Annotated in this window: 16 protein-coding genes and 1 tRNA gene; 10 read left to right on the forward strand and 7 right to left on the reverse strand. The window is 73.0% G+C overall.

Annotation, left to right across the window (positions count from 1 at the left end):
• Positions 1 to 68 precede the first annotated feature (68 nt).
• Positions 69 to 749 (forward strand): NADPH-dependent F420 reductase, encoded by a 681-nt coding sequence (locus tag ACY34I_RS34490; RefSeq protein WP_462759347.1) that lies wholly within the window; start codon positions 69 to 71, stop codon positions 747 to 749.
• 72 nt (positions 750 to 821) lie between these two features.
• Here the strand turns inward: ACY34I_RS34490 and ACY34I_RS34495 are convergent, their stop codons facing one another.
• Complete coding sequence (locus ACY34I_RS34495; RefSeq protein ID WP_462759348.1) at positions 822 to 2,642, reverse strand: VanW family protein; 1,821 nt, start codon at positions 2,640 to 2,642, stop codon at positions 822 to 824.
• A gap of 181 nt (positions 2,643 to 2,823) precedes the next feature.
• On the opposite strand from ACY34I_RS34495, the gene nudC reads away from it, so the two are divergent.
• From nudC to ACY34I_RS34510, 3 genes are all read left to right on the forward strand, one after another.
• Positions 2,824 to 3,747: an NAD(+) diphosphatase gene (gene nudC / locus ACY34I_RS34500; protein WP_462759349.1), complete on the forward strand. Its 924-nt coding sequence runs from the start codon at positions 2,824 to 2,826 to the stop codon at positions 3,745 to 3,747.
• Between the two features lie 394 nt (positions 3,748 to 4,141).
• Positions 4,142 to 4,762, forward strand: a complete 621-nt coding sequence (locus ACY34I_RS34505; protein ID WP_462759350.1) for a DUF6230 family protein — start codon at positions 4,142 to 4,144, stop codon at positions 4,760 to 4,762.
• A 96-nt stretch (positions 4,763 to 4,858) separates the two neighbouring features.
• A complete protein-coding gene (locus ACY34I_RS34510) occupies positions 4,859 to 6,457 on the forward strand; it encodes a DUF6114 domain-containing protein (RefSeq protein WP_462759351.1) in 1,599 nt (532 codons plus the stop codon).
• A 64-nt stretch (positions 6,458 to 6,521) separates the two neighbouring features.
• Here the strand turns inward: ACY34I_RS34510 and ACY34I_RS34515 are convergent, their stop codons facing one another.
• On the reverse strand, positions 6,522 to 8,192 hold the full coding sequence (locus ACY34I_RS34515; protein WP_462759352.1) for a DUF885 domain-containing protein: 1,671 nt from the start codon (positions 8,190 to 8,192) through the stop codon (positions 6,522 to 6,524).
• 156 nt (positions 8,193 to 8,348) lie between these two features.
• Between ACY34I_RS34515 and ACY34I_RS34520 the strand changes: the two genes are divergently transcribed.
• A complete protein-coding gene (locus ACY34I_RS34520) occupies positions 8,349 to 9,326 on the forward strand; it encodes a DMT family transporter (protein ID WP_148793044.1) in 978 nt (325 codons plus the stop codon).
• Between the two features lie 107 nt (positions 9,327 to 9,433).
• Here ACY34I_RS34520 and ACY34I_RS34525 read toward each other — a convergent pair whose 3' ends face one another.
• Positions 9,434 to 10,504: a PHP domain-containing protein gene (locus tag ACY34I_RS34525; protein WP_462759353.1), complete on the reverse strand. Its 1,071-nt coding sequence runs from the start codon at positions 10,502 to 10,504 to the stop codon at positions 9,434 to 9,436.
• 70 nt (positions 10,505 to 10,574) lie between these two features.
• Complete coding sequence (locus ACY34I_RS34530) at positions 10,575 to 11,327, reverse strand: M23 family metallopeptidase (RefSeq protein ID WP_462759354.1); 753 nt, start codon at positions 11,325 to 11,327, stop codon at positions 10,575 to 10,577.
• Between the two features lie 127 nt (positions 11,328 to 11,454).
• Here ACY34I_RS34530 and ACY34I_RS34535 point away from each other — a divergent pair, with 127 nt between their 5' ends.
• The 4 genes from ACY34I_RS34535 to ACY34I_RS34550 all read left to right on the forward strand — a co-directional run bounded on the left by ACY34I_RS34535 (position 11,455) and on the right by ACY34I_RS34550 (position 13,367).
• Positions 11,455 to 11,847 carry a hypothetical protein gene (locus tag ACY34I_RS34535; protein WP_462759355.1) on the forward strand — a complete coding sequence of 131 codons (393 nt, stop codon included), beginning with the start codon at positions 11,455 to 11,457 and terminating at the stop codon, positions 11,845 to 11,847.
• A gap of 72 nt (positions 11,848 to 11,919) precedes the next feature.
• Positions 11,920 to 12,090, forward strand: a complete 171-nt coding sequence (locus ACY34I_RS34540; RefSeq protein WP_187413258.1) for a hypothetical protein — start codon at positions 11,920 to 11,922, stop codon at positions 12,088 to 12,090.
• Between the two features lie 118 nt (positions 12,091 to 12,208).
• Positions 12,209 to 12,736 carry a tRNA adenosine deaminase-associated protein gene (locus ACY34I_RS34545; protein WP_462759356.1) on the forward strand — a complete coding sequence of 176 codons (528 nt, stop codon included), beginning with the start codon at positions 12,209 to 12,211 and terminating at the stop codon, positions 12,734 to 12,736.
• 178 nt (positions 12,737 to 12,914) lie between these two features.
• On the forward strand, positions 12,915 to 13,367 hold the full coding sequence (locus tag ACY34I_RS34550; protein ID WP_187413293.1) for a nucleoside deaminase: 453 nt from the start codon (positions 12,915 to 12,917) through the stop codon (positions 13,365 to 13,367).
• Between the two features lie 49 nt (positions 13,368 to 13,416).
• Here ACY34I_RS34550 and ACY34I_RS34555 read toward each other — a convergent pair whose 3' ends face one another.
• The 3 genes from ACY34I_RS34555 to deoD all read right to left on the reverse strand — a co-directional run bounded on the left by ACY34I_RS34555 (position 13,417) and on the right by deoD (position 15,323).
• A complete protein-coding gene (locus ACY34I_RS34555; protein WP_462759357.1) occupies positions 13,417 to 13,869 on the reverse strand; it encodes an acyl-CoA thioesterase in 453 nt (150 codons plus the stop codon).
• Complete coding sequence (locus ACY34I_RS34560; protein ID WP_462759358.1) at positions 13,866 to 14,504, reverse strand: TetR/AcrR family transcriptional regulator; 639 nt, start codon at positions 14,502 to 14,504, stop codon at positions 13,866 to 13,868. Before ACY34I_RS34560 ends, ACY34I_RS34555 begins: the two co-directional genes overlap by 4 nt.
• A 111-nt stretch (positions 14,505 to 14,615) precedes the next feature.
• Positions 14,616 to 15,323: a purine-nucleoside phosphorylase gene (gene deoD / locus ACY34I_RS34565; RefSeq protein ID WP_462759359.1), complete on the reverse strand. Its 708-nt coding sequence runs from the start codon at positions 15,321 to 15,323 to the stop codon at positions 14,616 to 14,618.
• Between the two features lie 75 nt (positions 15,324 to 15,398).
• On the opposite strand from deoD, the gene ACY34I_RS34570 reads away from it, so the two are divergent.
• Positions 15,399 to 15,488 (forward strand) — tRNA-Ser (locus tag ACY34I_RS34570).
• Positions 15,489 to 15,490: the final 2 nt, after the last annotated feature.

Raw genomic sequence — 15,490 nt, forward strand, 5'->3', positions numbered from 1 at the left:
TCGCGTCTCCTTCTTTCTGAGAGCTTCGGTGAATCCGCGCGTACCGCCGTCCGGGTCTCGTACGGTCGGTGCGGGACCGGGAACTGACCGCCGGGCGCCGGCGGAAGGGGAGGAGTGCGGCCATGCGCATCGGAATCATCGGCTCCGGCCACATCGGTGGCACCCTCACCCGTCGCCTGCGGGCGCTCGGCCACGACGTCGTGGTGACCAACTCGCGCGGGCCGCAGAGCCTGGGCGATCTCGCGGCGGAAACCGGTGCCATGGCGGGCACGCTGGAGGAGACCGTGCAGGGTGCCGACCTGGTCGTCATCGCCGTGCCGGTCAAGGTCGTACCGGACCTGCCGGCGGACCTCTTCGACGGTGCCCTGGTCGCCGACGCGAACAACTACTACCCACAGCGGGACGGCGACATCGCAGAGCTGCTCGACCGGAGCCTCAGCTCCAGCCGGTGGACCGCGGAGCACCTCAAGGGCGCCCGGGTGGTGAAGGTCTTCAACAACATCCAGGCCGCGCACCTGATGGACCTGGGCCGGCCGGCCGGTGCGCCGGACCGGATCGCCCTGCCGGTGGCCGGGGACGACCCGGACGCCAAGCGGTTGGTCATGCAGTTGGTCGACGAGCTGGGCTTCGAACCGGTGGACGCCGGCTCGCTCGACGAGAGCTGGCGGCAGCAGCCCGGCTCCCCGGTCTACGGGACCGACCGCGACGCGGACGGCGTACGGCGGGGGTTGGCCGGGGCCCGGCCCTGACGGGTACCCGAAGAGAATGCCCCGCCGGCCCGACCGCCGGCGGGGCATCGTCGTGCCTGACCTCGGCGGACGTCAGTCGGCCGGCTTGGTGTCGCAGATGAAGCGGGGCTCGGGGTCGTAGCGCCAGCTGAACTTCTCCCGCTTGACGACCTTGCCGTCCTTCTTGATGACCCGGTACGCGTCCTGGGCGAAGCCCACGCTGCCCGCGGCGGAGATGCACTTGGGGCCGGGGTCCAGGTAGACCGTCTTCGGCTGGGTGATGTTCCGGCGCGGGCCGTACTCGGTGGCGACGCTGTCGTAGATCTTGGTGCTCCAGATCGACACGGTGATCGTGCTGGACGTGTAGGACGTGTCGATGAGAACGCCGTACGGGGTGTTGTTGCGGAACTTGAAGTCCAGCTGCGGCCAGTAGATGGTCGACTCGATCACCGCCGGGTAGCGACTGAAGTAGAACGAGTGCGGCTTGTGCTCGACGTCCTCCAGGCCCGCGTAGTAGGTCGCGTTGAACAGCGTCGTGGTGAACTGCGAGACGCCGCCGCCCACGCCCGGCACCAGCTTGCCGTTCACGATGGTCGGCGCGTCCTGGTAGCCCTGGTCGTATCCGCGCTCGCCGGTGTGGCTGTTGAGCGAGAACGTCTCGCCCGGCTTCACGATCGCGCCGTCGACGTCCTTGGCCGCCTGGACGATGTTCTGGCTGCGCGGCGAGGAGAGGCCGCCCGGGAACCGGGTGGTGAAGGTGGAAACCCGCTCCTTGATGCCCAGCTCGGCCAGCTTCGCCTCGGTCAGCTCCGGCTCGGCCAGCGTCAACTGGGCGGTCACCGTGCGGCCGTCCGCCTTCGGCAGGACGGCGAGCAGTTCCCGGCTGAGCGTGGCCGAATCGACCTGCTGTCCAGCCCGACCGGGGACCACCTTCGGCTTGCCGCCGCTGATGGTCAGGCCCGCGTCCTTCGGCGCCACCTCGACCTTCGCCAGCCGGTCGCCGAGGGCGCTACGCAGCCGCTTCGCGTCCACGCGCGGGGTCAGCTTGCCCGCGTCGTCGGCGGAGAAGCGCAGGCCGCTGGCGATGGCGGCGGGCGGGATGGTGATCGAGCCCCGGTCGGTGGAGAGCGTGACGGGGGCGGCCACCGCGGGCTTGGCCAGCTCGGCGATGAGCCGGTCGACCTCCTCCCGGCTGGTCGCCGGCCACTTCTCGACCAGCGGCACGGTCACCGGCTCGCCGGCGAGCCAGCCCGCCTTCACCACGTCGGCCGCGCCGGCCGAATCCACCGTCAGCGCCGGCTTCGGGTAGACGGGCTTCGGGGTGGTGCCGGTGAAGATGATGGCCGGCATGGTCATCTCCCGGCCCTGGTCCCCCATGGCCTGGCGCAGCGTGGCGTCCAGCCGGGCGGCGTCGAAAGTGACCACCGGGTCGACGGTACGGGAGCCGACGAGCCGGCTCACCGGGTGCGCCTCGGCGGCGGCCGCCGCCGCCACGGTGGCGTCCACGTCGATCGCGAGCCCGACGTCGGCCGGTTTCACCTCGGTCTTCTTCTCGCCCACGGCGACGGTGAGCGGGGCGCTCAGCGTCGCCGCCCGGCGGTCCAGCTCGGCCCGCAGCGCCCGGACCGCCTCGGCCCGGCTCCGGCCACCGAGCTCGGCGCCGAGGACCGTGGTGCCCCGGGGCACGTCCCCGGCGTACGCGTAGGCGCCGAGACCGGTGCCGGCGACGAGCACGGCCGCGACGATCCCGCCGGCCAGCAGCATCCGGCCCCGCCGGGACCGCTGGCCGCCGCCGGGCCGGTCGGGTGTCGGCGCGACGGTGGGTTCCGGCTCGTCGTCCGGCCAGTTCACCGCGGTGACCCGCACGGTGGGCCGGTCGTCGGCGGGCGGCAGTTTGTCGCCGTACAGCGTCACAGGAACCTCGATCAGGAGTACCACGTGGGGGTCGCTTCCCCCACCCGGAAGACACCTACGGTAACCAACGCCCGGGCCGGCCGGGAGTCTGCGGCAAGGGTCGCGGGGGAGGCGTGTTGCCGGGGTCGCGGCGATCACCCCCGGGGTCCCGTACCGACGGAGGCCGTGGGACGGTGTGCGGGTGCGGACCGATGAGCAGGCTCTGGCGTACGGCGGCGGGTGGCTGGACCGGGCGGGCGGGCTGCGGGCCGATCCCGGATGGGTCGAGGCGCGGCTGGCCGACCGGGAGAGCGTGGTGTTGCCGTTCTGGCGGGACCGCTGCCTGGTCTCGGCGGACCGGGCACCGGTGCGGTGCGCCGCCGTCGACGCGGCCGGGCTGCGCGCCGCCGCCGACGAGACGGTCTTCCTCGGGCTGGACGCGGGGCGGGCGGTCTTCGCCGTTGACCTTTCCGGCCGGCCCGAGCCGGAGGCGCTGGCGTTGGCCGGCGCGGCGGAGGCGGTGGACGTTCGGGCTCTGGTGGGTGGGCTGACGCCGGCCGAGGCGGCCGTGCAGGCGTACGCCAAGGGGCTGCTGCACTGGCACCGGGGCCAGCGGTACTGCGGGGCCTGCGGCGCGGCGACGGCGGCCCGGGACGGCGGGCACGTCCGCTCCTGCACCGGCCCGGACTGCGGGCGGCTGCTCTTCCCCCGGATCGAGCCGGCGGTCATCGTGCTGGTGGAGGCGCCCGGCGAGTCGGACCGGTGCCTGCTGGCCCGGCACCGTGGCGCGGCCGAGGACTCCTGGTCGACGCTGGCCGGTTTCGTGGAGATCGGCGAGAGCCTGGAGGACGCCGTCCGCCGGGAACTGGCCGAGGAGGCCGGGGTGACCGTGACCGGGATGGCGTACCAGGGGTCGCAGGCGTGGCCGTTCCCGGCCGGGCTGATGGTTGGGTTCCGCGCCACGGCGGCCTCGACCGAGGTGCGGGTCGACGGTGAGGAAGTGGTGGCGGCCCGCTGGTTCAGCCGGGCGGAACTGCGGGCGCGGCTGGCGCAGGGGCGCCGGTTGGGCCGGATCGACTCGATCGATCACCACCTGCTGGAGTCGTGGCTGAACGGGCGGAGCTGACCGCGCCGGACGGTCCGCCGGTTCCGCCGGACGGGTGACCGCTGTATCACCCACAGCGGTTTGTCAGCCGGCCGTTACCGAACTGTGACGAAGGCGAGTGACGGCTACCACAGGTGAAACCTCTCTGCCTTCGTGTCGTAATCGCGATGGTTTGCCCCTGGCTGGTGGTCGTCCCGATGTTAACCGCCGGTAACCAAGGATGATCTTGATATCGCGAGCCTGTTACCGGTCAGTAGCTAGCCACTTGTGAGCTCTGTCGCTTCGCGAGAGCATCCAATCCGCGTTACCGCGCGGTCCGTCGGCACAACGGCACCGCGAGCGCCCCACGCTTTTCCCCCTTGTCCCGAGTCGCGCCCCCGCGATCGGTGACGTCACCCCCTTCGAGGAGGACCCCGTGAAGGATTCGGAAGACCGCCAATTGCGTGGCGGCACTCGCTGGCGTCGCTTCGCCGCGATGGCGATCCCCGCTGCGGCCGTCGCCGGCGGCATCGTCTTCGGCATGGCCAACGGCGCCATCGCCGCCAACATCACCGTGTCCGGCACCGCGTTCAAGGTCGGCGCGAGCCGGCTCGAGGGCGACGGCTTCAAGCAGTACGGCGGCGTCGTGTACGAGAAGGGCAAGACCGTGCCCCAGCCGGTCGCGCTCTCCGAGATCGGCCACGCGGACCTCTACAACCTCTGCCAGTCGGTCAACGCGAGCCTGCCCAACCTGCCGGTCGTGCTCCGGATCGAGGCCGGCAACGGCAAGGAGCCCGCGACCGCCGACGGCATGCTGATCGCGATGAACTCGCTCGCCGGCGACGCCACGTTCACCAAGATCAAGATCGGCCAGGACGCCACCGACCTGAACCCGGCCGCCCTGGAGGGCTCCTTCGGCCAGAGCGCGGACCACGTGACCATCAAGGGTCTTGAGCAGGTCGCCCGCTACACCACGGCCGGCACCTTCAACCTCAAGGGCCTGAAGCTGAAGGTGTACGCGTTCGGCGACGCCGCCGGCAAGGAGTGCTTCTACTGATCGGACCAGGAGGTCCGCGGAGGGTGCGCCCTCCGCGGACCTCCCGTCGTGTTCGGCCATCCCCTCGTATCACCGCACCGCTCGTAGGAGGAGTACGTGACGACCGCGGACGCGCAGCACGCCCGACCTGGAGGGATCACCAGGGCCTGGCGCGGCTTCCGGCGCTGGCGGCGGAGCAGGCCGTTCTGGGGTGGCCTGTTCACCGTGCTCGCCGGAGCGGAGATCTTCGGCACCACCCAGGCGACCCTGGCCGGCCTCACGCTCAAGATGGGGCCGACCGGCTTCCTCGCCTGGCTGATCCCCACCATCCTGGTGGTCTGCGGCCTGCTCATGTGGCTCACCCCGCAGCAACGGATCTTCTACTCGGTCATCGCGGCGGTGACGGCGGTCTACTCGCTGATCGGGGTCAACTTCGGCGGCTTCTTCATCGGCATGCTGCTGGGCATCACCGGTGCCGCGCTCGGCTTCGCCTGGGTGCCCGGCCGGCCGGCCCCCACCACCGAGGAGCCCGGACCGGCTGTCGACGACGAGCCGCGGGAGGGCGAGGAGGCCGAGGACGAGCCGGCCCTCATCGACGAACTGCTGCCCCGGCAGCGCGAGGAGGAGACCGACGGGCCGCTCACCGACACCCTTCCGCCGCCGCGCAACCCGCTGCGCGAGTCGACCCCGGCCGAGCCGGAGGCCGGGGCGGACCGCACCCACGTGCTGCCGGGGGTCGACCCGTCGGGGCCGCCGCCCGGCTCCGGTCACCGCGACCCGAAGCTGTACGGAATCCTGCTGGTGCTCGCCACCGTCTCCGCGGTCGGCCCGCTCGCGCTCCACGGCGGGCAGCCGGCGGTCGCCGCACCCGCCGCCTGCCCGACCGCCAGCTCGCCGGCGCCGAGCCCGACGGCCTCGGCGTCCGCTTCGCCGAGCCCGAGCCCGAGCCCGAGCACGGCGGCGGCGGAGAAGGACTCCGACGGCAACCTGCTGACCAACATCATCGACGGTATTACCGGCCTCTTCACGGGTGGCGACGCCGCCACCGCGCCCACGCCGGCCGGCGCGGATGACCCGGCGGCAGCCGCGGAGCCGCTGCCGGCCGTGACCACGACCGGCCCCAGTCCGAGCGAGAGCACCACCAGCGCGGCGCCGACGCCGAGCAGCAGCACCTCGGCGAAGCTGACCGCGCCGACGAAGCCGGACGCCGAGCCCTGCGCCAGCCCGGCACCGACCAAGCCGAAGCCGGTCGAGGCCGGCAAGCCGCTCCCCCGGATCGCCGCCGAGCCGGGGCAGCCCCGGGTCGCCGCCAAACCCGCCAAGCTCACCGGCTCCAAGGTGACCATGACCGGGTTGCACTTCGACGGAATCGTCGACCTGCCCACCGCCGACGGCACGCTCAAGTGCCTGAAGTTCACCATGGACAAGGGCGTGACGGACGACTTCGTCCTCCAGGCCGACGGGCCGGCCGGCAAGACGATGCGGAAGAAAACCGACCAACTCACCGTCCAGGGCGACGTCGCCTTCTACACCACCCGGTTCTCCGCGCGGTTCCTGGGCATCCCGATCACTCTCACCCCGGACCTGCCGTTCCCGGACGGCCTCCCGATCACCTCGCCGGTGCCGCTCACCTTCACCGACCCGGTGATCGACCTGGCGTTCGTCGACAGCAACGTGCTCACCGCCAAGCCGACGCTCAAGCTCGACCTGGTCTGAGCCGGCCGGACACGCGAAACGGCCGGGAGCGGAGGCTTCCTCCACTCCCGGCCGTCGGTCGTCGCTACAGCCGGGCCAGCGCCCGGCGCAGCGGGTCGAGCCCCAGCGAGCCCAGGTCGAGCGCCTGCCGGTGGAACTCCTTGAGGTCGAAGTCGGCGCCCTTGCGGGCCTTCGCCTCCTCCCGGGCCTGGAGCCAGATCCGCTCGCCCACCTTGTACGCGGGCGCCTGCCCCGGCCAGCCCAGGTAGCGGTTGAGCTCGAAGCGCAGGTTCTCGTCCGGCACCCGGCAGTGCGCCCGCATGAACTCCCAGCCCAGCTCCGGCGTCCAGCGCTCGCCCGGGTGGAAGCCGAACGGGTTGTCCCGGGGGATCTCCAACTCCAGGTGCATGCCGATGTCGACGATCACCCGGGCCGCCCGGAACGCCTGTCCGTCGAGCATGCCGAGCTTGTCGCCCGGGTCCTCCAGGTAGCCCAGCTCGTCCATCAGCCGCTCGGAGTAGAGCGCCCAGCCCTCACCGTGCCCGGAGACCCAGCAGAGCAGCCGCTGCCAGCGGTTGAGCAGGTCGGCGCGAACGGCCGTCTGAGCGACCTGCAGGTGGTGGCCCGGCACGCCCTCGTGGTAGACGGTGGTCACCTCACGCCAGGTGGAGAAGTCGGTGATGCCCTGCGGCACCGCCCACCACATCCGACCCGGCCGGGAGAAGTCCTCGCTCGGGCCGGTGTAGTAGATGGCGCCGTCGCTGGTCGGGGCGAGGCAGCAGTCGATCCGGCGGACCTGCTCGGGGATGTCGAAGTGGGTGCCGTGCAGCTCGCTGATCGCCTTGTCGGCGAGCGCCTGCATCCAGTCCCGGAACGCCTCCTTGCCCTGGATGGTCCGCGCCGGGTCGGCGTCCAGCGCCCGGACCGCGTCGTCGATGGTCGCCCCCGCGCCGACGATCCGGGCGGCCACCGCCCGCATCTCGGACTCCAGGCGGGCCAGCTCCGCGAAACCCCAGGCGTACGTCTCGTCGAGGTCGACCTTGGCGCCGAGGAAGTACTGCGAGGCCAGCTCGTAGCGTTCCCGGCCGGCGGCCTGCTTCTGCCGGCCCTGCGGGGCCAGCTCGTTCCGGAGGAACTGCCCGAACTCGGCGGTGGCCGCGGTCGCCGCGGCGGCACCCTTGCGCAGTTCGGCGCCGAGCGCGCCGTCGGCCCCGAGCCGCTCGGCCAGGCCGTGGAAGAAGTTGTCGCCGTTCGGGTCGGTCCAGATGTCGCACTGCTTGGCGACCTCGACCAGCTGCACCTGGGAGCTGATGTGGCCGGCCGCCGCCGCCTCGCGCAGCGTGCGCTTGTAGCCCTCGAGCGCGGCGGGGAAGCGGTTGAGCCGGGTGGCGATGTTGGCCTTGGCATCGTCGCCCTCGGTCGGCATGAGGTCGAAGACCATGCGGATCTCGTGCAGCCCGCTGGCGATCACGTTGATCTCGCTGCTGCTCTCGCCGGCCTCGTAGCGGGCGAGTTCCAGCCCGAGGCGCTCCTGCATGGCCTCCTTGGCGGTCCGCTCGGCCTCCGAGTCCGGCTCGGTCACGTCGAGGTCGGCCAGGGTGCGCCGGACCAGGTCGGCGCGGGCCGCGTACCCCTCGGGGGAGAGGTCGTCGAGCTGGTCGTCGTAGCCGGCGATGCCGACGTAGGTGGCGCCGGTCGGGGTCAGCGGGGCCCAGTCGGCCACGTACCGGTTGGCGAGGTCATCGATTCGTCCCACGCTGCGACCCTACGTGACGCCGGCACCCCGTTGTCGACGGTGTTTGCCGTGTTCACGATCGCTCGGCGAGGCTGTCGCAGGAGGGTTGCCGTGACGGTCGACACGGGGTCCGATTTTCGCGGGACTTCGTCGTATCCCTCGGGCAGAGTGTCAGGAGTGACAGCGGATTTGACTCCTGACCGGGCGGCCCTGCGGAGCTGGCTGCCCGGCTTTCTCGCACTCGGCGCGATCTGGGGTTCCAGCTTCCTCTTCATCAAGGTGGGGGTGACCGAGCTGCACCCGCTGCACCTCACCCTCTACCGGGTCGCCACCGGCGCGGCGACCCTGCTGGTCGTGCTGGCCGTGCTGCGCGACCGGCTGCCCCGCGAGCCCCGGGTCTGGGCGCACCTGCTGGTGGTCGCCGCCTTCGGCGTCGCCCTGCCGTTCACCCTGTTCGGCTTCGGCGAGCAGCGGGTGGAGTCGATGCTCGCCGGCATCTGGAACGCGACCACGCCGCTGATCGTGCTGCCGCTCGCGGTGCTGGTGTTCCGCACCGAGCGGCTGACCGTGCGGCGGGCGGTCGGGCTGGCGCTGGGCTTCACCGGCGTGCTGGTGGTGCTCGGCGTCTGGGAGGGCGTGGGCGGGTCGCACTTCACCGGCCAGCTCATGTGCCTCGGAGCGGCGGCCTGCTACGGCGTGGCCATCCCGTACCAGAAGAAGTTCATCGCGGGGAGCGCGTACTCCGGTCTGTCGCTGTCGGCGGCACAGCTGCTGGTCGCGACGGCGCAGCTCGCGGTGGTCGCGCCCCTGGTGGCCGGGGCGCCGCCGGTGCCGACCGGCCTGTCCGCCCGGGTGGTCGGCAGCGTGCTGGCGCTCGGCGCGCTCGGCACCGGGCTGGCCTTCGTGATCAACCTGCGCAACATCCGGCTCGCCGGGGCGAGCACCGCCTCCACCGTCACGTACCTGATCCCGGTTTTCGCCGTGCTGATCGGCGCCCTGGTCCTCGGCGAGCGGATGAACTGGCACCAGCCGGTGGGTGCGCTGGTCGTGCTCCTCGGCGTCGCGGTCGCCCAGGGCGTGCTCGGCCGGCGCCGGCCCCGGACGGCCGTGGGCGCGCCCGCCGTGCGGGCCGCCGAGCCCGCGGCCCCGCGCTGACGGGGAGCCCGCGGCCCCGCGCGGATCGCCGGATCCGGCCGCCGAGTCGGCGAGCTGGCGGTGTCCTGATCTCCGGGGCACCGCCGCCGCGGCGACCTGCCGCCCGCTCAGCGGCGGCTGGCTGCCCACTTGGCCAGGCGGTCCGCCTTCCAGGTGTTGATCACCCGGTTCGCCGGGACGCCGCAGAGGGCCGCGCGTTCGCAGCCGAACCGCTGCCAGTCGAGTTGGCCGGGGGCGTGCGCGTCGGTGTTGATGGCGAACCGGCAGCCGGCCTCCAGAGCGCGGCGGATCAACCGCTTGGGCGGGTCCTGCCGCTCGGGCCGGGAGTTGATCTCGACGGCGACGTCGTGCTCCGCGCAGGCCGCGAAGACGGCGTCCGCGTCGAAGTCGCTCTCCTTGCGGGTACGCGCCCGGTGCCCCCGGTCGCCCGGCCCGGTCACCCCGGCCGGACGGGACGACACCATCCGCCCGGTGCAGTGCCCGAGGATGTCCAGGTGCGGGTTGGCGATCGCGGCGAGCATCCGCCGGGTCATCTTCGCGCGGTCGTCGTTGAGGCCGCTGTGCACCGAGCCGACCACCACGTCGAGGCGGGCCAGCAGCTCCTCGTCCTGGTCCAGCGACCCGTCCGCGAGGATGTCCACCTCGATGCCGGTGAGGATGCGGAAGCCCTTCGGCAGCGCCTCGTTCACCGCGGCCACGTGGTCGAGCTGCCGGCGCAGCCGCTCCGCGGTCAGCCCCCGGGCCACCTTCAGCCGGGGCGAGTGGTCGGTCAGCACCAGATACTCGTGCCCCAGCTCGACCGCCGCCAGGGCCATCTCCTCGATCGGTGAGCCGCCGTCCGACCAGTCGGAGTGGGTGTGGCAGTCGCCGCGCAGCGCGTCCCGCAGCGCGGCGGCGGCCGCGTCGAGGTCGGTGCCCTCGGTGGCGAGCAGCCGGCGCAGGTAGACCGGTTCCTCGCCGGCCAGCGACTCGACCACGCAGCGGGCGGTGACGTCGCCGACCCCGCTCAGCTCGGTGAGCTTGCCGCCACGCGCGCGTTCGGCCACCTCGCCGGCGGGCAGGGCGGCGAGCGCGTTGGCCGCCGACCGGAACGCCCGGACCCGGTAGGTGGCCTCGTTCGCCTTCTCCAGCAGGAACGCGATCCGGCGCAGGTCGGCGATGGGATCCCGGGCAGTCATGCCCTGCAACCTACGCGCCCGCGCCGCCGGTCGCCCGGGTGTGTCGCGGAGTGTCGGGAGTGGACACCGGTCAGCCGGCGCCGCCGCCCGTGGTCGGGGCCTTCGGGCAGCCGTGCTTGCGCTGCCAGGCCGTCACCTCGGCGGCCGGCCCGCGGTTGCCCCCCTTCCGCCACGAGTTCAGGTACGGGGCCGGCCAGACCACGCCCCGCCGGATCCACCAGTCGTCGTGGCCCTGGCACTTCGGCGAGAGGCCGAAGTGCAGGTGGCACACGTTGTTGGCGTTGCCGGTGCGGCCCACCTTGCCGAGGACCTGGCCGGCGCGGACGCGTACGCCGGGGTCGACGCCGGTGCCGACCGCGCTCAGGTGGGAGCCGTAGTAGCGGACCCCGTCGTCGCCGAGCAGCGCGACCGAGAGGCCCCCGTTGTACGGCCCGCGCGGGCCCCGCTTGTCGAACCGGTCCACCCGGCTCACCTCGAGGATCACGCCGTCGGTGACCGCGACGACCGGCTCGCCGCAGTCGGCGAAGATGTCCGTCCCCGGGTACGCCGAGTGGGTCGGGTGGTACGCCACGTTGTCCGCGCGGACGGGGAAGACGTGCCGCAGGTCGGACCGGGCCGGCGTGGGCGACGGGCTGGCCGGCGCGGCGGTGCTCGGCGCGGGGGACGGTGGCGCCGGGGCGGCGGCGCTCGGGCTCTGCCACGCGCTGCCGCCGGTCGGGGCGGGGCGGGGGGCGGGGCCGCACCCGGCGATCAGGGCCGGTGCGAGCAGCAGCAGGACCGGGTACACCGAGCCCAGCCGGCGTCCGGTCGATCGCGAGCGCATCCGGCCATCCTGGCAGACCACTACGGTAGGGACGAACGGCGAGACCCGGTGCGCGTCCGGACGGGCGCGAGCGGGGTCGCGCCGCGTCACCTCGGTACGTCCCCGGTCCGTGAAGGGAGCAGAGGCGATGAACGGCTGGCCCGCCGTACCCGGTGAGCCCGGTCCGGGCCCGGTGCATCCGCCGCCGCGTACCCCCTCGGGGCTCTTCCCCGCCGGGGCGCCGATGCGGCCCACCTGGCGCGAGCCGTACCCGGTCACCGGTGGCGGCGTCTCGGCCGGCGCGGTGACCGCGTTCGCCTGGCTGCTCCTGTTCGGCCTGCTCGGCCACGACGTGTCCAGCTACGCCTGGTGGACGCTGGTCGCCGGCGGGCTGGCCTGGCTGGCCGCCGCCGCGCTGGTCAGGTACGGCGACCGGGGGGTGGCCGCCGGGGTGGCGATCGTCACGTCGGGCGGGTGGAGCATCGCGGCGGCGGTCGTCGCGGTCCGCTGGGCGCAGAGCGGGGACTGGCCGCTCTGGTGACCATCGGTGCACGGTTCGCTGCGCAGCGAAGGCCGTCTTGACGTTCGCGTGGTGACGGTTCACGCTCGCGGTATGGCCTGGACCACCCCGCCGCGGCTCGACCCCGACCGGAGCCGCCGTCGCCTGCAACTCCTCGCCGAGTTGGCGGGTGCCCGCGCGGTACGTCAGCGCGAGCGGCCGCAGCGGGTCCGCACCGAGCGCCTGCGCCAGCTCATCGCCACCCGCCGGCGCATCGCCGGCTGACCGACTTTCTCCAGGAACGGCCGGCCCTTCGGGGCGTTGACCGGTCGCCTGCCGACCCGACCGGTTAACGTGCACGCGTGACGAGTCGGCGTGCTGCCGAGGCCAATTTGGGGGGACCGTGTCGTACTTCGCTGCTGCCGTGGCACGCGTCGACGGCGGCTGGACCGCCGACGAGGTGAACCTGCGGGGTGCCACCGACATCGACGACGTCGCCGAGCGGCTGCGCGACGTCGAGCCGGACGCCGACCTGTCGCTGCTCTTCGTCGAGGCCGACGACACCTACCTGGTCATCCTGCGCCTCGACGAGGGTGAGGACCTGCGGGTCTTCGGCTCCGACTCGGCGTACGCGGAGGAGTCCCGGCTCGGTGCCCTGCTGGTCGGCGACCTGAAGACCTCGGTCACCGGCCTGGAGGACATCGAGGAGCCGCGGGCGGCCGCCAGCGGCGACGAGGACAGCGAGCAGCCGGCGGTGGACCCCGAGGCGGACCCGGTGGGCGACGCGGACCTCCTCGCCGACCTGGGCATCTCGGCGCAGAAGCTGCTCTCCCTCTGCGCCCACGAGGGGATGATGCCGGCCGACGTGACCGCCGAGATCTGCCAGGTGCTGGGTTGCGCGGACGAGGTCGAGGAGCTGCGTGAGGTCTGAGCGGTCCGAGTCGGTGGTGCCCGGTGCCGCGGAGCCGGCCGACGCCACCGACCCGGCCCTGGAGACGGTACGCCCCGGACAGCCGACCCCGGGCCGGCTGGGCCGGGTCGGCCCCGGCGCGGACGAGGGCCTGGCCGATCCGGGCGGCGTGGGCCGCCGGCAGCGGCACGAGCTGTGGATGCGCCGGGCGCTGGAGGTCGCGGTGACCGGACCGGACAGCGGCCCGGCGGAGGACGGCGACGCGGTGGTCGAGGACGTCCCGGTCGGCGCGGTCGTCTACGGCCCGGACGGCGCCGAGCTGGCGATCGGGCGCAACGAGCGGGAGCTGACCGGGGATCCGACCGCGCACGCCGAGGTGCTGGCGCTGCGGCGGGCCGCCGAGCGGCTGGGCCGCTGGCGGCTGGAGGGCTGCACCCTGGTGGTGACGCTGGAACCCTGCACGATGTGCGCGGGCGCGATCTCCCTGGCCCGGATCTCGACGGTGGTCTTCGGCGCGTGGGAGCCGAAGACGGGCGCCGTCGGCTCGCTCTGGGACGTGCTGCGCGACCGCCGCCTCACCCATCGCCCCGAGGTGTACGGCGGGGTGCTCGAGCCGGAGAGCGCCGCGCTGCTGCGCGCCTTCTTCCGGTAAGGAAGGGCCCCCGCTCAACGCCTCGGGTAGCGCACGAGCCCCCCGTTGGTCAGGCGGGCACCGGGGCGGGGCGCAGCAGGGTCGCGGCGACCGCCCGCGCGGCGTCGGTCCACGCGGTGGGGCGCATGGTCGCCGGGTCGAGCCGGACGATCGCCCGGGTGCCCTCGGCGTACCGGGTGTGGCCGTCGACCGAGCGGAACTGGAAGGCGTACCGCGCGCTGCTGGTGCCGAAGTGTTCGAGCCAGAAGTGCACCGCGACCGGCCCGGTCCCGGTGATCGGGGCCCGGTAGGTGATGGTGAACTCGCGTACCGCGTGGAACGCGTCGGGGGAGCTGTGCCGCCCGCCCCGGAAGGAGACGCCGCGCTCGGCCCAGTACGGGGTGAGGGCGCGTTCCAACAGCACCGCGTACCGGGCGTTGTGCAGGATGCCCATGGCGTCGAGGTCGTCGAAGTGCACCGGCACGTGCTCGACGTGGCCGAACTCGGGAGTGGGGTCGCTCATCGGGGGCCTTCCGGTAGCAGGGTGGGATCGGGGCACAGGGCCCGCAGGCGGGTCAGCAGGCCCTGGCGGGCGTGCCGGTAGGCGGCGTCCGGGTCCAGCAGCCGGGACCGCATCACGGCGCTGATGCCGAGCGCGTCGATCTCGTAGGCCAGCTGCGGGACGTCCACGTCGGCGGGCAGCTCGCCGAGGTCGACCGCCTCCTGGACGAGGCGTTCGAGGAAGGTGGTCCAGCTGCCGAACGCCTCGGCTATCCGGTCCCGCACCGGGCCGGGGCGGGCGTTGTACTCGAACTCCGTGGTGGCGAAGAAGCAGCCGCCGGGGAGCACCCGGGCGGCATAGAAGTCGATCCGGGCGTCGTGCAGCGCCCAGATCCGGCGTACGCCCCGGGGGGCGCGCAGAGCGGGGGCGATGATCCGCTCCTGCCACTGCACCACCGCCCGGTCGACGGTGGCGAGCTGGAGGGCCTCCTTGGAGCGCCAGTGCGCGAACAGGCCGGACTTGCTGACCCCGAGCGTCTCGGCGAGCTGGCCGAGGGTGAGGCCGTCGAGGCCGGCCTCGGTGGCCAGGGACACCGCGGCGTCCAGCACGGCGGTGCGGGTGCGGTCGCCGCGGGCGACCCGGCCGTCGGAGGTCATGCGGGCAGCGTAACCGAAAAAAGAACGACCGGTCGTATTTATTTCTGTGATCTGGAACGCCGCCGCCCCGCCACCGAAGTCGGCGGCGGGGCGGCGAAGGGTTCCGGACGGTCAGGCGATGACGGTGTCGAGGGCGACCTCGACCATCTGGCTGAAGGTCTGCTCGCGCTCGGCGGAGGAGGTCTTCTCGCCGGTCTTGATGTGGTCGCTGACCGTGAGGATGGTCAGCGCGCGGGCCTTGAACCGGGCCGCGATCGTGTAGAGCGCCGCCGACTCCATCTCCACGGCCAGCACGCCGTAGTCGGCCAGCGTGTCGTAGAGGTCCGGGCGGTCGGTGTAGAAGGCGTCCGCCGCCAGGATCGGGCCGACGTGCATGGTGATGCCGCGCCGCTCGGCCACCTCGACCGAGGTGCGCAGCAGCCCGAAGTCGGCGACCGGGGCGTAGTCGATCAGCCCGTCGAACCGCATCCGGTTCATGTTCGAGTCGGTGGACGAGCCGATGGCGGCGACCACGTCACGCAGCTGGAGGTCCTCCCGGAGGGCACCGCAGGAGCCCACCCGGATCAGGGTCTTCACGCCGTACTCGTTGATCAGTTCGTGGGCGTAGATGGAGGCCGAGGGCATGCCCATGCCGGAGCCCTGGACGGAGACCTCGACGCCGTTCCAGCGGCCGGTGAAGCCCAGCATGCCGCGGACCGTCGTGTAGCAGCGGGGGTCCTCGAGGTAGGTCTCCGCGATCCACTTGGCCCGCAGCGGGTCGCCCGGCATCAGGACCAGCTCGGCGATCTCTCCCGGCTCAGCGCCGATGTGCGTACTCATGGCAAAGATCCTGCCAGGCCGGGCCCGGGGATACCGGTTCGGCGTCCGGACCCAGGGTCCTGTACCCTACTCGGCGGTGGTGTGTCCGAGTGGCCTAAGGAGCACGCCTCGAAAGCGTGTGAGGGTTTACGCCCTCCGCGGGTTCAAATCCCGCCGCCACCGCCAAT

Source organism: Micromonospora sp. RTBAU3-60 (assembly GCF_054963695.1).

What these genes read in the sequence shown, in the direction of transcription:
- ACY34I_RS34535 (WP_462759355.1), top strand. Translation starts at nt 11,455, where the DNA reads ATGAACGGCTGGCCCGCCGTACCCGGTGAGCCCGGTCCGGGCCCGGTG.
- ACY34I_RS34540 (WP_187413258.1), top strand. Translation starts at nt 11,920, where the DNA reads ATGGCCTGGACCACCCCGCCGCGGCTCGACCCCGACCGGAGCCGCCGT.
- ACY34I_RS34560 (WP_462759358.1), bottom strand. Translation starts at nt 14,504, where the DNA reads ATGACCTCCGACGGCCGGGTCGCCCGCGGCGACCGCACCCGCACCGCC.
- ACY34I_RS34550 (WP_187413293.1), top strand. Translation starts at nt 12,915, where the DNA reads ATGCGCCGGGCGCTGGAGGTCGCGGTGACCGGACCGGACAGCGGCCCG.
- deoD (WP_462759359.1), bottom strand. Translation starts at nt 15,323, where the DNA reads ATGAGTACGCACATCGGCGCTGAGCCGGGAGAGATCGCCGAGCTGGTC.
- ACY34I_RS34530 (WP_462759354.1), bottom strand. Translation starts at nt 11,327, where the DNA reads ATGCGCTCGCGATCGACCGGACGCCGGCTGGGCTCGGTGTACCCGGTC.
- ACY34I_RS34525 (WP_462759353.1), bottom strand. Translation starts at nt 10,504, where the DNA reads ATGACTGCCCGGGATCCCATCGCCGACCTGCGCCGGATCGCGTTCCTG.
- ACY34I_RS34555 (WP_462759357.1), bottom strand. Translation starts at nt 13,869, where the DNA reads ATGAGCGACCCCACTCCCGAGTTCGGCCACGTCGAGCACGTGCCGGTG.